This window comes from Mangrovibacter yixingensis (assembly GCF_020523985.1).
Taxonomy (GTDB): Bacteria; Pseudomonadota; Gammaproteobacteria; order Enterobacterales; family Enterobacteriaceae; genus Mangrovibacter; species Mangrovibacter yixingensis.
The window spans coordinates 131,597-151,190 of sequence record NZ_JAIVKM010000001.1 but is presented as its reverse complement, the minus strand read 5'-3'; the positions used below and the strand labels follow the sequence as shown (position 1 = coordinate 151,190).

The following is a 19,594-nucleotide window of genomic DNA, read 5'->3' as shown; positions in this document are numbered from 1 at the left end:
ATAAACCCGTTATAACCCAAGGCGCGCCATCATTAAGGCCAGGTCAACCAGGCGGTTTGAAAAGCCCCATTCGTTGTCGTACCAGGCAAGCACTTTCACCATGCGCCCACCAATAACCAAGGTAGACAGCCCGTCGATAATGGAAGAACGCGGGTCTCCACGGTAATCACTGGACACCAACGGTTCATCACTGTAGCCAAGGATCCCTTTTAGTGGCCCTTCACTGGCGGCTGCGCGGAAAGCGGCATTCACGTCTTCTACGGTGACATCCCGTTTCAGGTTCACACTTAAGTCCACAATTGATACCACTGGCACCGGTACTCGCAAAGAATACCCGGTAAGCCGGCCATCAAGCTCAGGAATAACCCTGCCAATTGCTTTTGCCGCGCCACTGGAATACGGCACGATAGACAACGCAGCGGCACGGGCACCACGCAAATCTTTTTCTGGCTGGTCGTGCAGGGCCTGGCTGTTGGTGTAGGCATGGGTGGTGTTCATCATGCCGTGTTCAATACCAAACGCCTGATTCAGTACCTGTACGGCGGGAGCGAGCCCATTGGTGGTGCAACTGCCGTTACTGACCACAATATGCTTTTCAGGATTGTACTGCGTGTGGTTCACCCCCATCACGATGGTGAGGTCATCGTTTTTGCCCGGTGCCGAGATAATGACGCGTTTAGCACCACCACGGGTGATATGCACTTCTGCCTTACTTTTTTCGGTAAAAAAGCCCGTTGCTTCAATGACTATGTCCACATCCAGAGAATGCCAGGGGATCTCTGACGGGTCGCGGTGGGCAAACACCCGAATAGGTCTTCCCCCAACCAACAAGTTATCCCCTTCGGTTTCTACGCTAACCGGAAATTTCCCCATCAGGGAGTCATATTTAAGTAAATGCGCCAGTGTCGCGCTATCAGTCAGATCGTTAATCGCGACGACATTGAAATCATCCTGGCCAAGAGCAGCGCGCAGTACATTGCGGCCAATACGCCCAAATCCGTTAATGCCTACCTTCACCATAAACACCTCCTCAGTCAGTTTCTGTTAACTACTGTACTGAGTAGGGTGCCTGGCGAATATGACATTTAACGATCAATTTCAGCCATCGAACGGGCATAAAAACGCTCGCGGTAAGTCGTGGGGGAAACCTGTAAATGGCGTTCAAAAACGCGCCGCAAATTGATTCCTGAGCCAAAACCGGTCTGTAGTGCGATTTGCTCAACCCCGTCACTGGTTTGCTCCAGGAACTCACGGGCGGCATCGAGCCTGACGTGCTCCACGTACTTTGCCGGGCTGGTGCCTGTTTCCCGTAAAAACACCCTGTTGAAGTTACGCGGGCTCATTGCCAGGTCTTCCGCCAGCCTTTCTACCGACAAGTTTTCCGCAAGATTACCTTGAATCCAGTCTTGCAAGTCGCGAATCGGCCCCGGTTTTGCCGCTCTGGCTGGCAGGTAACGGCTGAACTGGCTTTGCCCACCCGGACGGCGCAAATACATCACCATATCCTGCGCCACTTCGCGGGCAATAGCATGCCCCATATCCGCTTCGACTAACCCCAGTGTGAGATCAAAACCAGAGCTGACACCGGCCGATGTCCATACTGGCCCATCCTGAACATATATTGGCCCACGCTCTACAGTGATACCGGGCCAGGTTTGTGCCATGTGATCCAGCAGGCGCCAGTGAGTCGTTGCCCGTCGCCCATTCAGTATGCCCGCCATCGCCAGCAGTAATGCGCCACCACACACGGATGCAATGCGTTGCGCATGAGGTGCTGCCATACGTAACCAACTCGCAACAGCTTCGTCTTCCTCCGCATCCACACCACGCCCGGTAACCATTATTGTGCCGCGCGCTTCCCGTGGGTCCAGTTCTGTCAGGCGAGCATCGGCCAGCAAGGTGAGCCCAGAACGCCCATGCACGGCTTTATGCATTTGGGTAGTAGCAATAGTGACTTGATATGACTTTTGTGGGAAAGCGCTAAAGGCATTACGCTCGTTAGCCTGCATCAGGATATCGGTTACCCCGACGGATTCGAATAACATGCCCCCATCGGGAACAATAATCAGCACTGAGTTCATTGGCAGCCAGGGCGTTGTGGTGAATGGATTTGTCACTAATTATAACCAACAAACAAATTCAGACAACGCCCTGAGGCTTCTGCTCACGCTAACTTAACGGGGTACGCGCAACCCGCCTTCGGTGCCGTGAGAGAACACCACTTGCCATAGCTGAATATCACGGGAGCGGAACGCCCCGGCACAGGCATTAAGGTAATAGGTAAACATCCGTTTAAAACGTGGAGAGTAGTTGCTGGCAATATCCGGCCAGGCGGTGAGGAAACGCTGGTACCAGGCCATAAGCGTTTTGTCATAATCCGGGCCAAAGTTATGCCAGTCCTCCATCACAAAATGGGGTTCGCTGGCATCGGCTATTTGGCGCACGGATGGCAGGCAGCCGTTGGGGAAAATGTATTTATTAATCCATGGGTCAACATTCATATCTGTTTTATTGGAGCCAATAGAATGTAATAAGAACAGCCCATCGGGTTTCAGATTACGGGCCACAACGGAAAAATAGGTGGCGTAATTTTTCGGGCCGACATGCTCAAACATCCCCACCGAAACAATTCGGTCGAATTGTTCGTTCAGGTCACGATAATCCTGGAGCAGAATCGTCACATCCAGCCCGGCACAACGCTGTTGCGCCAGTGCTTGTTGTTCACGAGAAATAGTGACGCCACACACCGACACGCCATATTCACGGGCAAGAAATTCTGCCAGCCCGCCCCAACCACAACCAATATCCAACACTTTCATTCCAGGGCGAAGTTGCAATTTCTCACCAATCAGGCGCAATTTCGCTTGCTGGGCGCTGGCAAGATCAGTGGCTGTTTTCCAGTACCCACAGGAATATTGCATAAAGGGATCCAGCATACGGGTGAACAGATCATTGCCCAAATCATAGTGCTCTTTGCCTACAATCCACGCCCGCTTGCGTGACTGAAGATTGACGGTACGCGCCCATAAAATCCGTAATACATCTTTCAAATGGTGAGGGATTTTGGTGTCCAGACCGGCCTTAAGAATACGGGTGAAAAAGAGATCAAGCCGTTCGCACTCCCACCAGCCATCCATATAGCTTTCCCCCAGGCCAAGGGATCCTTGTTGTAATACACGTTTAAAGAAGTTGGGGTGTTTCACCTGAATATCCGCAGCACCCGAGCCATTAATAGTGATACCGGCTTCATCAAGTAGTGTTTCGGCAATACGCCACCAGGCATCATGTTCTGTGGAAGACTCCACCGCGAGAGAGGTATGGCTCATTCTGATTTCCTGCAGATGTTTGAAAGGTTAGTCGTCTGATTATTTTATGGAATTCCCTTATGGCAGGTATTACCATACAAAGACAATTTATATCGAATAAAGGACAACCTACTATGCCACGCCCTGCCAGAGTCGAAGATGCTGCAGCTACCCGTGTGGCAGAAATTACCCACCTGCCCCGGCCTGTGTATTTCCGCAGTTACCCCATTCCCAACAACCACTATGTTGCTCAGCATCAACATGAGTTTGTTGAGTTTCTCTATGCCCGGAAAGGCGGAATGCGGGTGGAGGTGGATGGCAGGACTTTATTCGTACCCGTTTTTCACGGTATCTGGATCCCACAAAATATACCTCATCAGGTACAGGCCAGCGGTGATACTCAACTGGAAAGTCTGTATATCTCACCGGGTAAAATTACGCTGAATCACGCGACCTGCCATGTGGTGGTGGTTAGCCATTTTGTGCGGGAATATATTCACCATGCAACCATTCATGTCCCTGCACACTATGACGAGGATGGGCCTAATGGCATGCTGGTTTCTGTGCTACTCCACTTGCTGGAGCAATTGCCTGATGCAGGTTTTTCTCTTGCCTGGCCTGCATCACCCGCAATTATGCAAGTTTGCCGGACGATTCAGGCTGAACCTGGGCGTGCTCATACGATTGATGAATGGGCTGCACACTGTGGTATGTCTGTGCGTACTTTCTCCCGCCGTTTCAAAAAAGAAACCGGAATTACATTCAGTGAATGGAAACAGAAAATGCGCCTGCTGGATGCGGTTATTTTGTTGAAAAATAACCACAGCGTTACTCAAGTCGCGCTGGATTTGGGCTATGCCAGCGTTGCATCATTTACTTATGCGTTCCGCCAAATGTTTGGCATTCCACCTTCCCGCTACTGAATATCTTCCCATTTTTTGTGCCAGGCAGCGACGAACGCCTTGGAACGGCCAGTCATGCTTTGTACCTCAGTCGTACTGTACCCTTGGGTAAAATAGGCCAGTACACGCTGCCGGTCATCCATCAACTGTTGCCGCCGTTGGGCTGCCAGCAAGTCTTTCTCTTTTTCCAGTCGGCGTTTCTCATCTGCTGATATTTGAGGCTCACCAATCATATGCCAGGCACGTTTACGAGCGGAATCTGGCGTTTCAGGTGAAGTTGCAATATCACGCAGCAAACGTGCGGCACGGCGGTGCATACCCGCAGCCAGTAAACTTTCAGCTCGGGTAAACAACTGGTCAATTGAGTCATACATCAGAAAGTCTCCACTACTGTTGCCAAATCTGCGTGTTGCAGCAGATAAAAGTAAAGCAACAAACGAAAAAGACACCGACCGGAGCAACACCCGGACAGGCCATGAAAAAACAACAGTTACCCGATTATCCATCAAAATGCACTGTGCGTTATTACGCCACTAAGACAGATGCTATTGATTAACGGACAATGTCACGTTGTAACCTGTGAATACGGCATATTAAAGGCCTGAACCACAAGATCTGGCTGTGACAAAACTCGGGGTTACCAGATAAAAGGCAGGTGAACGGCAAGTAACCACCCCACCCAACCGCTCAGCGCCAACCCAGGCCCAAAAGGGATAGCTTCATGGAGTGAGCGCCGGTGAGCAGCTCGCGCCGCCAGCATAAACGCCAGGGTTAACAGTGCAGCCAGTAGTAGAATGGATGGCAGCATTTTCCAGCCGCACCAAGCCCCGAGCGCTGCCATCAACTTAAAATCCCCATAGCCCATACCTTCTTTATTGCACACCAGCAGCACAACCCAGTACAGCAACCATAATGCTAAATACCCTGTTACAGCCCCCAACAAGGCTGATTCCAGGCTTATTGGCCCGGCACCAGAAAGGGCCAGTAACAACCCACTCCACAACAAAGGCTGCGTAAGCACATCGGGCAGTAACATATGCTGCAGGTCTGTCAACAGCAGTGCTACCAGCAACGCCGAAAACAGCACACCCGCGGCAAGTAACACGGGGCTTGCCAGCAGGAAGGACAGCAACAACGCCAAAATAGCCAGTAACAACTCAATCAGCACATAGCGCCGGGCCAGGGGTTGCTGGCAACAAGCAGTGCGCCCTTTCAGGAATAACCAGCCCAATACAGGCACGTTGTAATGCCAGGCTATAGGCGTTTTGCACAGCGGGCAGTGTGAACGCGGCAAGCAGAGGTTGAAATCACGGTTGTGGGGTTGTGCCAGCATGATTGGAATACGCCAGAGCAAAACATTAACCACGCTGCCAACACAGGCTCCCAGCAAGGCAATAAGAGGGAATGAGATGAGGTCACCAACCATTGCCTGAGCACCTCACTGTGGGTGCCAACCCAATACCGGCGTTACCATTTAATACCGCGCCCATTTTACCTGGGTACTGCCCACGGCTTTCGCTCAGTTCAAACATGGCAAGGTGCCGTTTAACAAGGCAGGTATGGGCTGCAGGTAATATCATGGTGGCAAACTGTGTAAAGCACGGCGCTGAACCGTATAGTTGTTGCACATACAATAATGGCGGCAACTTACGTTGAATATTATTTTTAACAGCAACACTTGCTAATTGAAAACTAAATTCTGGAACGGTTTTCATTCTGCTTCCTGCATATTAACGACTCCATTAACTACTTTGCATAAACTCCCCCTGGCGGGAAGACTTTCTAACTTTACGTAAAGTGTAAAAATATTAATGTGCATACTAAAACCAGTGCGAATAAAATGATGCAGCCAAACTCCCTACTGGCAACCTGAACTAATTGACAAACACATGTACATTGAGAAACAACCGAGTAATCATTAACCCAAAGAAACCAAACACAAGGATAAGAAACGTTCTCTTTCCCGGCATTTAGCAAAGTTGAGGGTGTTAGCGGGTAATATAAGCCCGGCCCCACATGGAAAATCCTTTACGTTATTGGCCCAATTCAGCCTGATGGCTGATTACTGCGTGTGCCTTAGCTGCCAAAGTAGGCCATTGCAAAGCGACGATGCTCATCACCGCACAAGTCTGATAACACATGATGTACAGGCCATGTTGTCTGGCAACGCCACCCACACCAGCAGAGGGAGAATAACACCTGTAGCACCATTACGCCCATCAAAATAATAATCTGTTGTGAAAATTGGAATATTCCCCGCAAGATTTCCAGAGCCAGCAAACCATTTACCCGCGAGAATGTGAGGGTTGAGATATTTTCTAGCCAGGACGATACCTTGTATATTTAACCACTATATAAACTTATAAGCTTTGCGAAAAACGCCCTGCATAAAAACTGGCTCCAGGCCAGAACCCTTCTTTTTAAACACGCAACGAGAAAATAACCCCCGTAGTTTTTACGCGTTCAAATAAGGTGAATAACGTATTTTCCCACATTTTCAGCTGTGAGTTTTATAACCATTGAGAGGCACATTTTCCAACGCAGTTCAACAAGGAACAGGGCAACATCTGATTTATCATCATAAAAGCGTTATCAGAGATAATCGGATATTTACAAATAACCTCAGCAAGCGATAATAATCACCTGATTGTTTTGTGTTAAGGGCGCCTATGAGCGACTCGCAGCAACCCCGCACAACGCGCAAGCGGCCAATGAAGCTAAGCACATCCGTCATTTTGATGGTGAGCGCTGTCATTATTCCATTATTGTTAGTGGTTCATCTGCTCTACTTTTTTCAGATAAGCGATGCCACGCGTGATGGGCTGGAAGATAAAGCAATGGCGGTAGCCCGCACACTGGCAGACTCACCACAGGTTCAAGCGGCGCTATTACAACCGCCACAAACCTACCAAATACAGCCACTGGCTGAAGCCATCCGCAAGCGCAATGATCTGTTATTTGTTGTGATTACCAATATGGATGGTATTCGTTACTCCCATCCAAACAAAGATGCTATTGGCCACCACTATATTGGCAGTGACATTAACACGGCGTTAGTGGGCAATGAGAACGTCTCGGTTAACCATGGTGTACTGGGTGAAGCCGTTCGGGTGTATACCCCGGTCTATGATAGCCAGCACCAACAAATTGGCGTGGTAGCGATAGGTATCTCTCTTGATAAAGTAAAAGCGCAGATTAATCACAGCCGCTGGAGCATTATTTGGACCGTGCTGTTCGGTGCTTTAATTAGTGCCATTGGTATCTGGTGCCTGGTACGGATGCTAAAACGCATTCTGTTTGGCCTTGAGCCCTATGAAATTTCTACCTTGTTTGAACAACGCCAGGCCATGTTGCAGTCAATTAAAGAAGGGGTTATTGCTGTTGATGACCAGGCCCATGTCAATTTGATCAACCAGACCGCCCGGCAACTCTTGCGTGATACCAGTACCGCCGATGCTCCGTTGCCCGGCCATATTAATGATTCGCAGCCGCTTATTGCCAAGTTACGTGAGGTATTACGAACAGGCAAACCACTGCGGGACCAGGAGATAACGCTCAATGGCCGGGTTCTGTTAAGTAATACCGTCCCGGTGCGCAGTAACAATACGATTATTGGCGCTATTTGTACTTTCAGGGATAAAACCGAAGTCAGTCAGTTAATGCAGCGGCTGAGCGGCATGGTAAACTATGTCGATGCGTTGCGAGAGCGCTCCCATGAATTCATGAATAAATTACATGTCATTCTGGGGTTACTGCACATGAAGAGTTATGAGCGGCTGGAAGAGTATATTCTTAGCACCGCAAATAACTACCAGGCTGAAATTGGCTCCCTGCAGTTGAAAATTAAATCGCCCGTCATTGTCGGGTTTCTGTTGGGAAAAATTAACCGCGCTCATGATGCTGGCCTGCGTCTTACTCTGGCAGAAGATTGCCTGATGCCAGATAACGATAACGAAGATCAAGTTGCGGTATTAATCACTGTTTTGGGAAACCTGATTGAAAATGCCTTTGATGCACTTCAGGGGCAACCCGAAGGGGAAGTCAGTGTGTTACTGCATTACCAGGAAGGCTGGCTGTCATGTGAAGTGAGTGATGATGGCCCCGGTATTGCACCTGAAAATGTTCAGGCCATTTTTGAAAAAGGGTTCTCTTCCAAGGGAAGTGAACGCGGTGTTGGGCTGTTCCTCGCGAAGCAACAAGCAGAAAACCTCGGAGGCTCCATTTCGGTTGAATCAGAGCCCGGTGTTTACACTCAATTTTATGTACAACTTCCCTGGGATGGTAAGAGGATGAGCACATGATCAATGTGTTGATAGTCGATGATGATGCGATGGTCGCAGAACTGAACCGCTGTTATGTTGCCCAGGTACCCGGTTTTACCTGTTGCGCCACAGCTTCAACGTTACAACAAGCAAGCGAATTGGTGCTCAACAAGCAACAACCGATCGACCTCATTTTGTTGGATATTTATATGCAGCAGGATAATGGTCTGGATCTGTTACCCGTGTTGCGCCAGGCACAACGCCCCATCGACGTCATTGTTATCTCTTCCGCAGCCGATGCCGAAAATATCAAAAAATCGTTGAATTATGGTGTGGTGGATTACCTGATCAAGCCCTTTCAGTTTTCCCGGTTTGAAGAAGCACTGACGGGTTGGCGTCAGAAGAAAAACCTGATGGATAACCAGCAGTATTACGAGCAGGCGGATGTGGACAGGTTGATTCGCGGTAATCTTCACCAAAACAGTGACTCAAAACGGTTACCAAAGGGCCTGACGCCACAAACCCTGCGCACCATTTGCCTGTGGATTGATGCGCATCCGGGTAGTGAGTTCTCCACCGATGAACTGGCAAACGCTGTGAATATTTCCCGCGTGTCGTGCCGGAAATACCTTATCTGGCTGGCGCAAAGTGAAATATTGTTTACCAGTATTCACTATGGTGTAACCGGCCGCCCGGTTTATCGCTACCGTTTGCAGGCTGAGCATTACGCATTACTCAAGCAATATTGCCAGTAACAGTATTCGCCCGGGCACACTTGCCCGGTGCGTGCTTTTTATTGGTGCGCCCCGGGGGGTTGACTGCCATAAGTATCAAAGGCAGCCCAGAGACAATTGGTAAGACGGGTCTTGTAGTGTGAATGTAAATAACTGCTGTGATGAGAGGACAACTTTGCGGTCTTTGGTGACAAAAATCGCTTCAATGCCCGGTTTATTTGCCAGACAGGCACACCCCTGCTCCACACCCATGCCGTAAATCAGCGTAGTCCAGATATCACCATCGATAGAGTCTTGCGAGATAATAGTGACACTATGCAGCGCGTTATCCAGCGGATACCCGGTACGTGGGTCAAGAATATGGTGATAGTGTTTCCCTTCAAACTCAAACCAACGCTCATAAGTCCCTGAAGTTACTACTGACTTACCATTCACTTCAATCACACCAATCAGCTCATCCGGGCCTGCAAATGGCTTCTTCAGGCCAACTGACCAGGCGGCCCCACTCGCCAGGGAAGCGCCACCCAAAGTTTGTACGTTTCCACCCAGGTTAATCAGCCCCTGAAAAACCTGCTGGCTGTGAAGAAAATCCCTCACTCTGTCAGCAATATACCCTTTCGCAATTGCCCCCAGGTCAATTTCCATTCCCGGCCGGGTAAGAAACACACTGTGTTGTGCATCATCCAGAATCACCTGGCCTGGGTCAGTCAGCGCTAATAACGCCGTAATGTCTTCTGCCGGAGGCACACTACTGCCCTGAAAACCGATTTTCCAGCGTTTTACCAGCGGGCCAATTGCCAGGTTAAATGCGCTGTTGGGCAGCATACTTGCCGCTTTAGCGCACTTTATCAACTGATATACCGCCGGGTTTACCACCACCGGGTGCTGGCCGGCCGCATAGTTGATATTCATGACTTCAGAGGGCGAACGGTTAACGGTAAGTAGATTTTCGTAGTGTTTAATCAGGCGGAAAACCTGGTGGGCGAGGTGTTCGTTATGCTGAAAGAGTTTTAACAGGATGGGGGAGCCCATCAGGACAGCGGAATAAGAATAAACATGAGCTTCTTGCGGCATGGGCATCACCTGCAGTATTGCGGGAGAGATACGGTGCCTGCCAGGCCAGCAGGCACCGTAGTGATGTTTAGCGCAACGCGTTTTGTGCGGCGTTACGGCCTGCCAGAATACCGAAGATGATAATATCCGCAACCGCATTACCACCGATACGGTTACCACCATGAATACCCCCAACCACTTCACCGGCTGCAAAAGCACCTTTAAGTGCGGTTTTGCTGGCATCAAGCACTTGGGTATTGGTATCTATCGTTACACCACCCATGGTGTGGTGAACCCCAGGCGCGATACGAATCGCATAGAATGGCCCCTGGTTCAGCGGGTGACGCATTGCTGTTTTGCGGCCAAAATCTTCGTCGTCCTGCTTATCGACAAACACGTTGTAACGCTCCAGCGTAGCAAGGAACGCGTGGTAATCCATACCCAGTTTACTGGCCAACTCACGCGGTGATTCAGCACTTTCCACAAAACCGCGGGCGATGTATTCATCTGCAGCTTTGTTTTTCAGGCGAACTTGCTCATCAAACACCACGTAAGCGTATTTTTCCGGTAACCCGATAATTTGTGCAGAGACTTTATCGCGGGTTTCCATTTCATTAAAGAAGCGGTTACCTGCCTGGCTGACCAGAATTGCCCCACCACCACGAATCGATTCAGAAATCAGGTAGGAAGTGGTTTGTTCAACAGTTGGGTGGATTTGAATTTCACCCATATCTACAGTACCTGCACCAATCGCTTCCAGAATCGCGATACCAGAACCTGTTGCGCCTTTATGGTTAGTGGTAACAAAACCATCCAGTTCAGGGCGATATTTCACCACCATGTCACGGTTAGCACTGAACCCACCCGTTGCAACCACTACGCTTTTTGCGTCGATGATCAGCGATTCATTTTCGTCATTCAACAGCTCAACCCCAGCTACAGCACCATTTTCGTAACGAATCTGAGTTACCGAGGTGTCCAGCATGACATCAATATTGCGTTTGTTGACGTTTTTCACTAAACCGCTGATCAGGAAGCCACCGACTGCAGACGCATCTGCCGGGCGGTGAGTACGGTCAATGCTCATCCCACCGGTTATGGTGATGTCACTCAGTTCAATCCCACGCTCTGCCAGCCATTCAATCGCCTGTGGCGCATGTTCCACAAATTCACGCAGTAAGACGGGGTTATTTTTAAAGTGACCGCCTTTCAGGCTTTCCTGGTAGAACAGCTCTTTACTGTCTTCAATACCTTTTAATTTCTGGTAGCGGGTTTCTGCTGCGTTCATACCAACAGAGGCTTTGATAGTGTTACCACCGATGCTGGACATTTTTTCCACGATCAGGACACGAGCACCTTCATCACACGCCTGAATAGCCGCTGCAAGACCAGCACCGCCACTGCCTACCACCACAACATCGTAGTGCTGAGGCTGGTTAATATCGCCGCCCTCTTCCAGCAATTGTGCTTTGCAGGATTTTGCAATGGCTTTAGAAACCGCTTTTTTCACGGCTTCACTTTGGGTGGTTGCACCGCTAACCGCGTCAACGTGTGGGCTGTTAGCATCCAGAATACGCTCACGGATAATGTCAAAACTGGTGGAGAACTCCACATCCAGCTCGGGGTTATCAGCCAGAGCAATATCAACAATGCGGTCGGTTTCCAGGCTGACATTAATCAGCAATTCATTGGCATCATCCTGTACTTTTTCCTGGAAGATACCCGGCTTGAATTTTTTGGAAGCCATGCTCATGTCGCGAATCATGGCGTCAACCAGTGAAAACCGCCATAACGGTTCTGGGATGGTTAAGGCTTCACGTTTGGTACTGTCGATAAACAGTTCCAGTTTCTCACCTTTCGCAATGCGGTCGGCCCAGTCTGGGTAAGCAATACAGGCTTTACCCACTGCGACCAGGTCATAGCCATGTTCCAGGGCCAGGTCCGCATCAGCTTTATTCACCACACCACCCACACCCATAACCGGAACTTGCGCCAGTTTTTCAGAACGCATAGCAACGTATTTATTGATAAGCGGAGTTGGGTCAGTGGTTTCAACAATTGAAGGGCGCAGCGTATAACCTACAGAGAAGTGCAGGTAATCCACACCCCGTTCAGCCAGTTTTTCCAGCAAGAACATGGTGTCATCAAAGCGGATGCCCGGTTCTTCCAGTTCTTCTGGTGAGAAGCGGTAGCCGATAATAAAGGAAGAGTCGGCGTATTGCTGCGCCATCTGGTGAGTAATTTCCAGAACAGCCATTGGGAAACGGGCACGGTTATCACGGTTACCGCCCCATTTGTCTGTACGCAGGTTTGAGTTAGGAGAAAAGAACTGCTGAATCAGGTAAGTGTTGGCGCCATGAATTTCTACACCATCGAACCCGGCCTGAATGGCACGACGAACACCTTCACCAAATTTGGTGATCATACCGTCCACTTCTTCAGCGGTCAGCTCTTCTGGCGTAGCAGCACCATCACGAGGGGCTGCGACAGCACTCGGGCCAACAGGTGCACGGCCACCAATCAGTTTTGGCTCAACCATACGGCCGCCATGGTAAATCTGCAGGACCGCTTTAGAACCCTTAGCTTTGATAGCGTCGGCGATTTTCGCCAGGCCTTCAATTTTGTTGTCGTTATCGATACCAATAGCCCCTGGGAACGCCAGGCCACGGTCATCAATAAAACAGCACTCAACAATCACTGTCCCGATTTCACCGGCACGTTCACGGTAGTACTCCACCAGTTCGCTATTGACGGTACCATCATAAAAGCCCGTACAGGTGGTCATCGGCGCCATCAGCAGGCGGTTTTTCAATACGGTGCCATTAGGTAACGTAAATGGACTCAATACTTTATCGTTACTGTTCATATTAGCAGCTCCAAAGATCATAAATTTAAAAAATGAATTCTGTTGCCGGCGTTTTATTTTTAATTTTTATTCGTGACCGATTGCGTACCTATAATATAAATCTATTTTTAGTTTCAAAAGTAATAACATTAGTTAAATAACTATTTACCGAGCACATTAAAACCAAATCAAATAATTAAAAAGCAATTTCAAATTTATAATTTTACATAACAATAAATTTATTTAACCTTTTATTCACCTATCATCAAAAATGTTAATAAACCCAATTAAACCCCACGCAGCCCGCACCAACAAAGACATGTAACAACTCCTACCAGTATCATGGTAACGTTAAAAAATGCGAAAAAAATACAAAGACAAGACTTACCTTAATCAGAGACAAAAAACCGATAATTCACACACCAGATTAAAGGTTATTTTTATGAATTTTATTTACATTGAAAGTTATTATTCAAAAATGAAAATATCGCTGTGATTTATTGATCCTGATCAACAGTGGAAATTACAAAAAAAGCATTATATAAACATTTAGTCGGGCCAGGAGATTCACTACAACTCCGTAGTAAATACCAAAGAGAGGTCGATTAAAATGTCACTATTAAATAACTAAAAAAACTTAAGTAACTAAAAAAATTAGAGCTGTCTTATCTGTGCACCACAAGATTCTTAACTACTTATAGACAAATCATCATGAAAGAAACTGCGAAAACATCGGTTACAAAACCGGCAAGCAAATCACCAGGCGGTAAAAAAAATCGCTTGTTGTTTATGTTCCTGCCAGTCCTGGTAGCAGTGTTACTACTGCTGGTCCCCACTCCTGAAGGTTTACAGCCTTATGCATGGCACTTCTTTGCTATTTTTGTTGGTGTAATTGTCGGCCTGATTTTTGAGCCGCTGCCAGGTGCGGTAATTGGCCTGACAGGTGTTGTTGTCATCGCGCTGTTTAGCCAATGGTTGCTGTTCAGCCCTGACGAAATGGCCGCACCGAAGTTCAAAATGGCCGCTGCGTCCTTTAAATGGGCAGTTAGCGGGTTCGGTAACTCCACCGTCTGGCTTATCTTCGGCGCATTCATGTTTGCCGCAGGCTATGATAAAACCCAGTTTGGTCGCCGCCTGGCGCTGATTCTGGTGAAATATCTTGGCCGCCGCAGCCTGACGCTGGGTTACGCCATTACCCTGGCTGACCTGTTACTGGCACCGTTTACCCCGTCAAATACCGCACGTAGTGGTGGCACAATTTACCCCATCATTGCCAACCTGCCTCCGCTTTATGGTTCAAAACCCAATGATCCGAGCGCACGCAGAATTGGTTCCTACCTGATGTGGGTAGCGATTACTGCCGCCTGTATTACCAGCTCTATGTTCCTGTCTGCACTGGCACCGAACCTGCTGGCACTGGCGCTGGTAAAAAGCACCGTAGGTATTACTATTTCTTGGGGCACCTGGTTTATGGCTTTCCTGCCACTGGGTGTACTGCTGATTCTCATTATGCCGCTGTTGGCTTACTGGCTGTATCCGCCTGAAGTCAAAATCAACGATGAAGTACCGCGTTGGGCGAGTGAAGAACTGGCTAAACTGGGTCGCCTGTCACGCAACGAAATTCTGTTGCTGGTGTTCGTCTGCTGTGCGCTGATGATGTGGATTTTTGCTGCCAGCTGGATTGAACCGGCAATGGCTGCATTACTGGTTATTACACTGATGCTGTGGACCGGTGTACTGGAATGGAGCGATATTACAGGCAACAAAGCAGCCTGGAACACCTTCGTGTGGTTCGCAACCCTGGTTGCGCTGGCCGGAGGCCTCTCTTCAACTGGCTTTATTAGCTGGCTGGGTAAAGAAGGTGGCGCACTGATGAGCGGTATCTCTCCTGGCACCGCAACAATTGTACTGCTGCTGGCGTTTTACCTGCTGCACTATCTGTTCGCCAGCACCACTGCGCACACCACCGCGTTGCTGCCAGCAGTACTGACTATCGGTGCCACTATTCCGGGTATCAACATGCAAGTCTTCTGCCTGTTGCTGGTCACTTCACTGGGTGTGATGGGTATTATCACGCCGTATGGTACTGGCCCAAGCCCAATATATTACGGTAGTGGTTATCTGCCGACCAAAGACTACTGGCGTCTGGGAACCATCTTCGGCGCACTGTTCCTGGTAGCACTGATTGTGATTGGCTACCCATGGATGTCCATGATGTTCTGATGTTAACCGGGGCGCTACGCCCCGGTTTTACGCTGTCTACACCTCAGCCTTTGCCGTGCCATATTGCAGGCAAAGGCATCAATAACGACCGTCGCCAACAGCTATTTCACTGGAAGAACGGCGACAATAACGGATGAAGTGAGGAAAAAAATGTCGAGCAAACCCTTCTACTATCAGAATCCTTTTCCTGTAGCGAAAGACGATACCGAATACTATCTGTTAACCAAAGACTATGTCTCTGTCAGTGAGTTTGATGGCGAAAGCGTCCTGAAAGTGGACCCGAAAGCCCTGACCCTGCTGGCCCAGCACGCATTCCGCGATGCCGCTTTCCTGCTGCGCCCGTCGCACCAGAAACAGGTGGCCGCCATTCTCAGCGACCCGCAGGCCAGTGAAAACGACAAATATGTGGCGCTGCAGTTCCTGCGTAACTCAGAAATCGCTGCCCGTGGCGTGCTGCCCACCTGCCAGGATACCGGCACCGCCATCATCATGGGGAAAAAAGGCCAGCGCGTCTGGACTGGCGGCGGCGATGAAGCGGCCCTGGCTCAGGGGGTGTACAACACTTACACCGAAGAAAACCTGCGTTATTCCCAGAATGCCCCGCTGGACATGTACAAAGAAGTCAACACCGGCACCAACCTGCCAGCCCAGATTGACCTCTACAGCGTGGATGGCGACGAATACAAATTCCTGTGCATCGCCAAAGGCGGCGGTTCAGCCAACAAAACCTACCTGTACCAGGAAACCAAGGCACTTATCACCCCGGCCAAACTGAAAAATTACCTGGTGGAAAAAATGCGTACCCTGGGTACCGCAGCCTGCCCGCCATACCATATCGCTTTTGTGATTGGCGGGACTTCTGCTGAAAGCACCCTGAAAACGGTGAAACTGGCATCCACCCGTTATTACGATGGTCTGCCCACCGAAGGCAACGAACACGGCCAGGCGTTCCGCGATGTACAGCTGGAACAGGAACTGATGACCGAAGCACAGAACCTGGGCCTTGGCGCACAGTTTGGCGGTAAATACTTTGCTCACGATATCCGGGTTATTCGCCTGCCGCGCCACGGGGCATCCTGCCCGGTCGGGATGGGCGTGTCCTGCTCCGCTGACCGTAACGTGAAAGCGAAAATCAACCGCGAAGGTATCTGGATTGAGAAGCTGGAAGATAACCCCGGCCAGTACATCCCGGCAGCGCTGCGCGGCGAAAATGAAGGCGAAGTGGTGAAAGTGGACCTGAACCGCCCGATGAGCGAAATTTTGCAACAACTGTCTCAGTTCCCGGTTTCCACCCGGCTTTCCCTGAATGGCACCATTATTGTCGGGCGCGATATTGCCCACGCCAAACTGAAAGAGCTGCTGGACAGCGGTGAAGAACTGCCGCAGTACATCAAGGACCACCCGATTTATTACGCGGGCCCGGCCAAAACGCCGGAAGGTTATGCCTCGGGCTCTCTGGGCCCGACCACTGCCGGGCGTATGGATTCCTACGTGGATTTACTGCAGTCCCATGGTGGCAGCATGATTATGCTGGCGAAAGGTAACCGCAGCCAGCAGGTAACGGATGCCTGTAAGAAACATGGTGGTTTTTACCTGGGCAGCATAGGTGGCCCGGCTGCCGTGCTGGCACAACAGAGTATCAAGAGCCTGGAGTGCGTGGCTTACCCGGAACTGGGTATGGAAGCTATCTGGAAAATTGAAGTGGAAGATTTCCCGGCGTTTATCCTGGTGGATGACAAAGGTAATGATTTCTTCCAGCAGATCACCAGCAAATGCGATAACTGTGGGATGAAATAACCCACGGGGCAAACCGCTCACGGCTCTGCCCTGCATACAGCTTCACATTTATGGCTCACTACGGTGGGCCATAATATTATTGAAAAAGAAGGAAAAAGCGTGGTTTTTTTTCCTTCTTTTTAGTTAACAACCGAAAATCAATGAATTGATTTTCCTGGTTTTTTATTGGGTGACATCCACTCGTTCCGTACAGGCTTGAGGTTTGTCATCAGGCTCATGGCTCACTACGATGAGCCATATTTTTTGGGGGATGGAAATATAAGCCTGCGGGAAGGTTATTTCACCACACGGAATCAGGCAAACAACAAGAACCACTAACACCTTTATTTTTCTCAATATTTAACACTATTCACCCATCCTTCCTATGGCTCAGCCATTGCTGCCACGGCATAATTCGCCTTGTTCTGCTCACTAAAACTAACAATATGTTGGAACACTATTTGCTTGCTCATCAATTCACCTGCTACATCAGCAATAATGGATAACGCAAACCATGTCTGACGCATATTTCACCCCGCCCTTATTTATTCAGGAAAAAAATGAACAGGACATCAACCTCGCCCTGACGCCCTGGTTTTGTAACACACTCAATGGGCCAACCTGGGTTGCCGAACCGCCTCCCGAAATCGTACGTGTGGAAGCCGCCCCCACCAACCCTGAGATTGCCATGGGAACACCTTATGTTGTGGCCGATATTGTAAAGGTGACGCCGAACCCACCCTATGGAACAGAAACACAGTTGGGATTCAGTGCAGCAGAAGTGGTTTTTGAACCTTTTTGGGCAACCCCGGCAATTGCGGCTGCTTTTGGTGCAACGCTGATTCAACCAGGACAAGCGATTCAGGTTTCCAGTCCGGTAAGCCCATTGCAATATGTAGAATATGATTACGGTGTATTCGCTGGTCACTGGTCGCCGTATCAGGGCACAGGGAATACCTTACTCACTGTTTCCTGTACCGACCTTGAACACCATGATTTTCCCCATGTCTTTGCCTCTACGGACCCGCTACAACCGCTGGTGGTTTCAGTAGGCCGTTACTGGCCTGAACAATCCATTATTCGTGTTGCCGACTTGTGGGTTAAACAGGGCGACGCATTGTATATTCCTCCCAAGCCAGCACTGCCAAATCAGGTTTGTCTTGATTTGCATAATAACCGTAACTCGGCACTGGCATGCTGGGGTAATATTCAGCAAAACAGCATAACAACCCACACGCTATTACAACAAAACAACGGGTACTTCTACTGGTACTGGAATGCTCTGGCCACGGTGCACAACCGTCCGGTCATGCCCGGTTAATTTATTTTTTTGGAGATTGTTTTATGGCAGACATCAGTGAACTCACCAGTGATAACGCAGTGTATAAAACATTGCTGGAATCAACGCTGGCTATCCCGTGGAAAATAGACTGGTCAACTATGTCCTTCGCCTATATTGGCCCACAAATCGAACCGCTGTTAGGTTGGGAACAAGCCAGTTGGGTTTCAGCCGAAGACTGGGCAACACGTATTCATCCTGAAGACAGGGAACGCGTAGTCAACTTCTGTATTGCCCAGTCTCAGGCAGGCGTGGACCATGAAGCTGATTACCGTGCACTAACAAAAGATAGCGGATATGTGTGGATCCGCGATGTTGTGCATGTAGTGCGCAAGGAAAATGGTGAACCAGACAGCCTGATTGGCTTTATGTTTGATATCAGTGAACGGAAAAAAACAGAAGAAAAACTCATCGCACTGCAAAAAGAGCTCGAAGCCTTATCTTACAAAGATGGCCTGACCGGTATTGCCAACCGCCGCCGCTTTGATGCCACGCTTGCTGTGGAACTGGAGACTGCCCGGCGGGGAAAAACTCCCTTGTCACTGCTGATGATGGATATCGATTTCTTTAAACAGTTTAACGATATGTATGGCCATATTCAGGGCGACCAGTGTTTAATTCGTGTTGCGCAAACACTCAGTCTGGCAGTAGAAGGGCCTCGCGACCTGGTTGCCCGTTATGGTGGTGAAGAGTTTATTATTATCTTACCCAATGCTGATGCGGTAATGGCCAGCAACATAGCAGAGCGCTGCCAACGGCTTATTGCCAAACAAGCCATTGAACATAAGGGCTCACCACACCAGCAACACGTTACCACCAGCATTGGTTGCCTTACAGTTATGCCAGATGAATCATTAAAACCGACAGAGTTTCTTCGCAAGGTGGACGAGTTACTCTACCGTGCTAAACAAAACGGCCGTAACTGTATTGAGAAACAAACGCTGTAATAAAGGTATATTCGCGCACAACTTACAGTGATTAAAGGCGAGACACGGTCTCGCCTTTTCACTTTTCTGTGCAACATTGACTTTCTCGTCATGCTTTCGCTGGAATAACCACCAAAAAACAGGCAAACCTAAACAAGGCCATGATTCTGGCTGGATGATGAAGAGTGAAGCGGTAGTGAAATGGCACTCACCTGGCAAGACAAACGAT

At 49.3% G+C, this 19,594-nt stretch carries 17 protein-coding genes; 8 read left to right on the top strand and 9 right to left on the bottom strand.

All coding sequences use genetic code 11. The features are described from left to right. Positions 1-9: 9 nt before the first annotated feature. The 3 genes from gap to cfa all read right to left on the bottom strand — a co-directional run bounded on the left by gap (position 10) and on the right by cfa (position 3,326). A complete protein-coding gene (gene gap, locus LC084_RS00780) occupies positions 10-1,020 on the bottom strand; it encodes a type I glyceraldehyde-3-phosphate dehydrogenase (protein ID WP_226568518.1) in 1,011 nt (336 codons plus the stop codon). Between the two features lie 65 nt (positions 1,021-1,085). Continuing rightward, on the bottom strand, positions 1,086-2,081 hold the full coding sequence (locus LC084_RS00775) for a GlxA family transcriptional regulator (protein ID WP_226571095.1): 996 nt from the start codon (positions 2,079-2,081) through the stop codon (positions 1,086-1,088). Positions 2,082-2,174: 93 nt separating this feature from the next. Then, positions 2,175-3,326: a cyclopropane fatty acyl phospholipid synthase gene (cfa, locus tag LC084_RS00770; RefSeq protein WP_226568516.1), complete on the bottom strand. Its 1,152-nt coding sequence runs from the start codon at positions 3,324-3,326 to the stop codon at positions 2,175-2,177. A 113-nt stretch (positions 3,327-3,439) separates the two neighbouring features. Between cfa and LC084_RS00765 the strand changes: the two genes are divergently transcribed. Further along, positions 3,440-4,228 carry a helix-turn-helix transcriptional regulator gene (locus LC084_RS00765; protein WP_226568514.1) on the top strand — a complete coding sequence of 263 codons (789 nt, stop codon included), beginning with the start codon at positions 3,440-3,442 and terminating at the stop codon, positions 4,226-4,228. On the opposite strand, the gene LC084_RS00760 is transcribed toward LC084_RS00765, so the two are convergent. The 3 genes from LC084_RS00760 to LC084_RS00750 all read right to left on the bottom strand — a co-directional run bounded on the left by LC084_RS00760 (position 4,222) and on the right by LC084_RS00750 (position 5,922). Then, positions 4,222-4,581 carry a hypothetical protein gene (locus LC084_RS00760; protein WP_226568512.1) on the bottom strand — a complete coding sequence of 120 codons (360 nt, stop codon included), beginning with the start codon at positions 4,579-4,581 and terminating at the stop codon, positions 4,222-4,224. The two genes, LC084_RS00765 and LC084_RS00760, sit on opposite strands and share 7 nt — an antisense overlap. Positions 4,582-4,844: 263 nt before the next feature. Further along, on the bottom strand, positions 4,845-5,633 hold the full coding sequence (locus tag LC084_RS00755) for a prepilin peptidase (protein WP_226568510.1): 789 nt from the start codon (positions 5,631-5,633) through the stop codon (positions 4,845-4,847). Further along, positions 5,623-5,922: a hypothetical protein gene (locus LC084_RS00750; protein ID WP_226568508.1), complete on the bottom strand. Its 300-nt coding sequence runs from the start codon at positions 5,920-5,922 to the stop codon at positions 5,623-5,625. The genes LC084_RS00755 and LC084_RS00750 overlap by 11 nt, the downstream gene beginning before the upstream one ends. Positions 5,923-6,876: 954 nt before the next feature. Between LC084_RS00750 and LC084_RS00745 the strand changes: the two genes are divergently transcribed. Both LC084_RS00745 and dcuR read left to right on the top strand, forming a co-directional pair. Beyond that, complete coding sequence (locus LC084_RS00745; protein WP_226568506.1) at positions 6,877-8,508, top strand: sensor histidine kinase; 1,632 nt, start codon at positions 6,877-6,879, stop codon at positions 8,506-8,508. Then, on the top strand, positions 8,505-9,224 hold the full coding sequence (gene dcuR / locus LC084_RS00740; protein ID WP_226568504.1) for a two-component system response regulator DcuR: 720 nt from the start codon (positions 8,505-8,507) through the stop codon (positions 9,222-9,224). The genes LC084_RS00745 and dcuR overlap by 4 nt, the downstream gene beginning before the upstream one ends. Positions 9,225-9,299: 75 nt before the next feature. Here the strand turns inward: dcuR and LC084_RS00735 are convergent, their stop codons facing one another. Continuing rightward, on the bottom strand, positions 9,300-10,277 hold the full coding sequence (locus tag LC084_RS00735; protein ID WP_226568502.1) for an FAD:protein FMN transferase: 978 nt from the start codon (positions 10,275-10,277) through the stop codon (positions 9,300-9,302). 67 nt (positions 10,278-10,344) lie between these two features. After that, positions 10,345-13,122 (bottom strand): flavocytochrome c, encoded by a 2,778-nt coding sequence (locus LC084_RS00730; protein WP_226568500.1) that lies wholly within the window; start codon positions 13,120-13,122, stop codon positions 10,345-10,347. A gap of 690 nt (positions 13,123-13,812) precedes the next feature. Here LC084_RS00730 and LC084_RS00725 point away from each other — a divergent pair. From LC084_RS00725 to fumA, 3 genes are read left to right on the top strand one after another with little or no spacing between them, the layout of a single operon-like run. After that, the gene (locus tag LC084_RS00725; protein ID WP_226568498.1) at positions 13,813-15,324 is read left to right on the top strand and encodes an anion permease; all 1,512 of its coding nucleotides are present in this window, start codon (positions 13,813-13,815) and stop codon (positions 15,322-15,324) included. Then, positions 15,324-15,461 (top strand): hypothetical protein, encoded by a 138-nt coding sequence (locus tag LC084_RS00720; RefSeq protein WP_226568496.1) that lies wholly within the window; start codon positions 15,324-15,326, stop codon positions 15,459-15,461. Before LC084_RS00725 ends, LC084_RS00720 begins: the two co-directional genes overlap by 1 nt. Positions 15,462-15,474: 13 nt before the next feature. Further along, the gene (gene fumA, locus LC084_RS00715) at positions 15,475-17,121 is read left to right on the top strand and encodes a class I fumarate hydratase FumA (protein ID WP_226568494.1); all 1,647 of its coding nucleotides are present in this window, start codon (positions 15,475-15,477) and stop codon (positions 17,119-17,121) included. Positions 17,122-17,483: 362 nt separating this feature from the next. Here the strand turns inward: fumA and LC084_RS00710 are convergent, their stop codons facing one another. Beyond that, a complete protein-coding gene (locus LC084_RS00710) occupies positions 17,484-17,627 on the bottom strand; it encodes a hypothetical protein (protein WP_226568492.1) in 144 nt (47 codons plus the stop codon). On the opposite strand from LC084_RS00710, the gene LC084_RS00705 reads away from it, so the two are divergent. Together LC084_RS00705 and LC084_RS00700 are read left to right on the top strand one after the other, a co-directional pair. Continuing rightward, on the top strand, positions 17,615-18,421 hold the full coding sequence (locus LC084_RS00705; protein ID WP_226568491.1) for a hypothetical protein: 807 nt from the start codon (positions 17,615-17,617) through the stop codon (positions 18,419-18,421). The genes LC084_RS00710 and LC084_RS00705 overlap by 13 nt on opposite strands. Positions 18,422-18,444: 23 nt before the next feature. Then, positions 18,445-19,386 carry a GGDEF domain-containing protein gene (locus LC084_RS00700; RefSeq protein WP_226568490.1) on the top strand — a complete coding sequence of 314 codons (942 nt, stop codon included), beginning with the start codon at positions 18,445-18,447 and terminating at the stop codon, positions 19,384-19,386. The last annotated feature ends 208 nt before the right edge of the window (positions 19,387-19,594 follow it).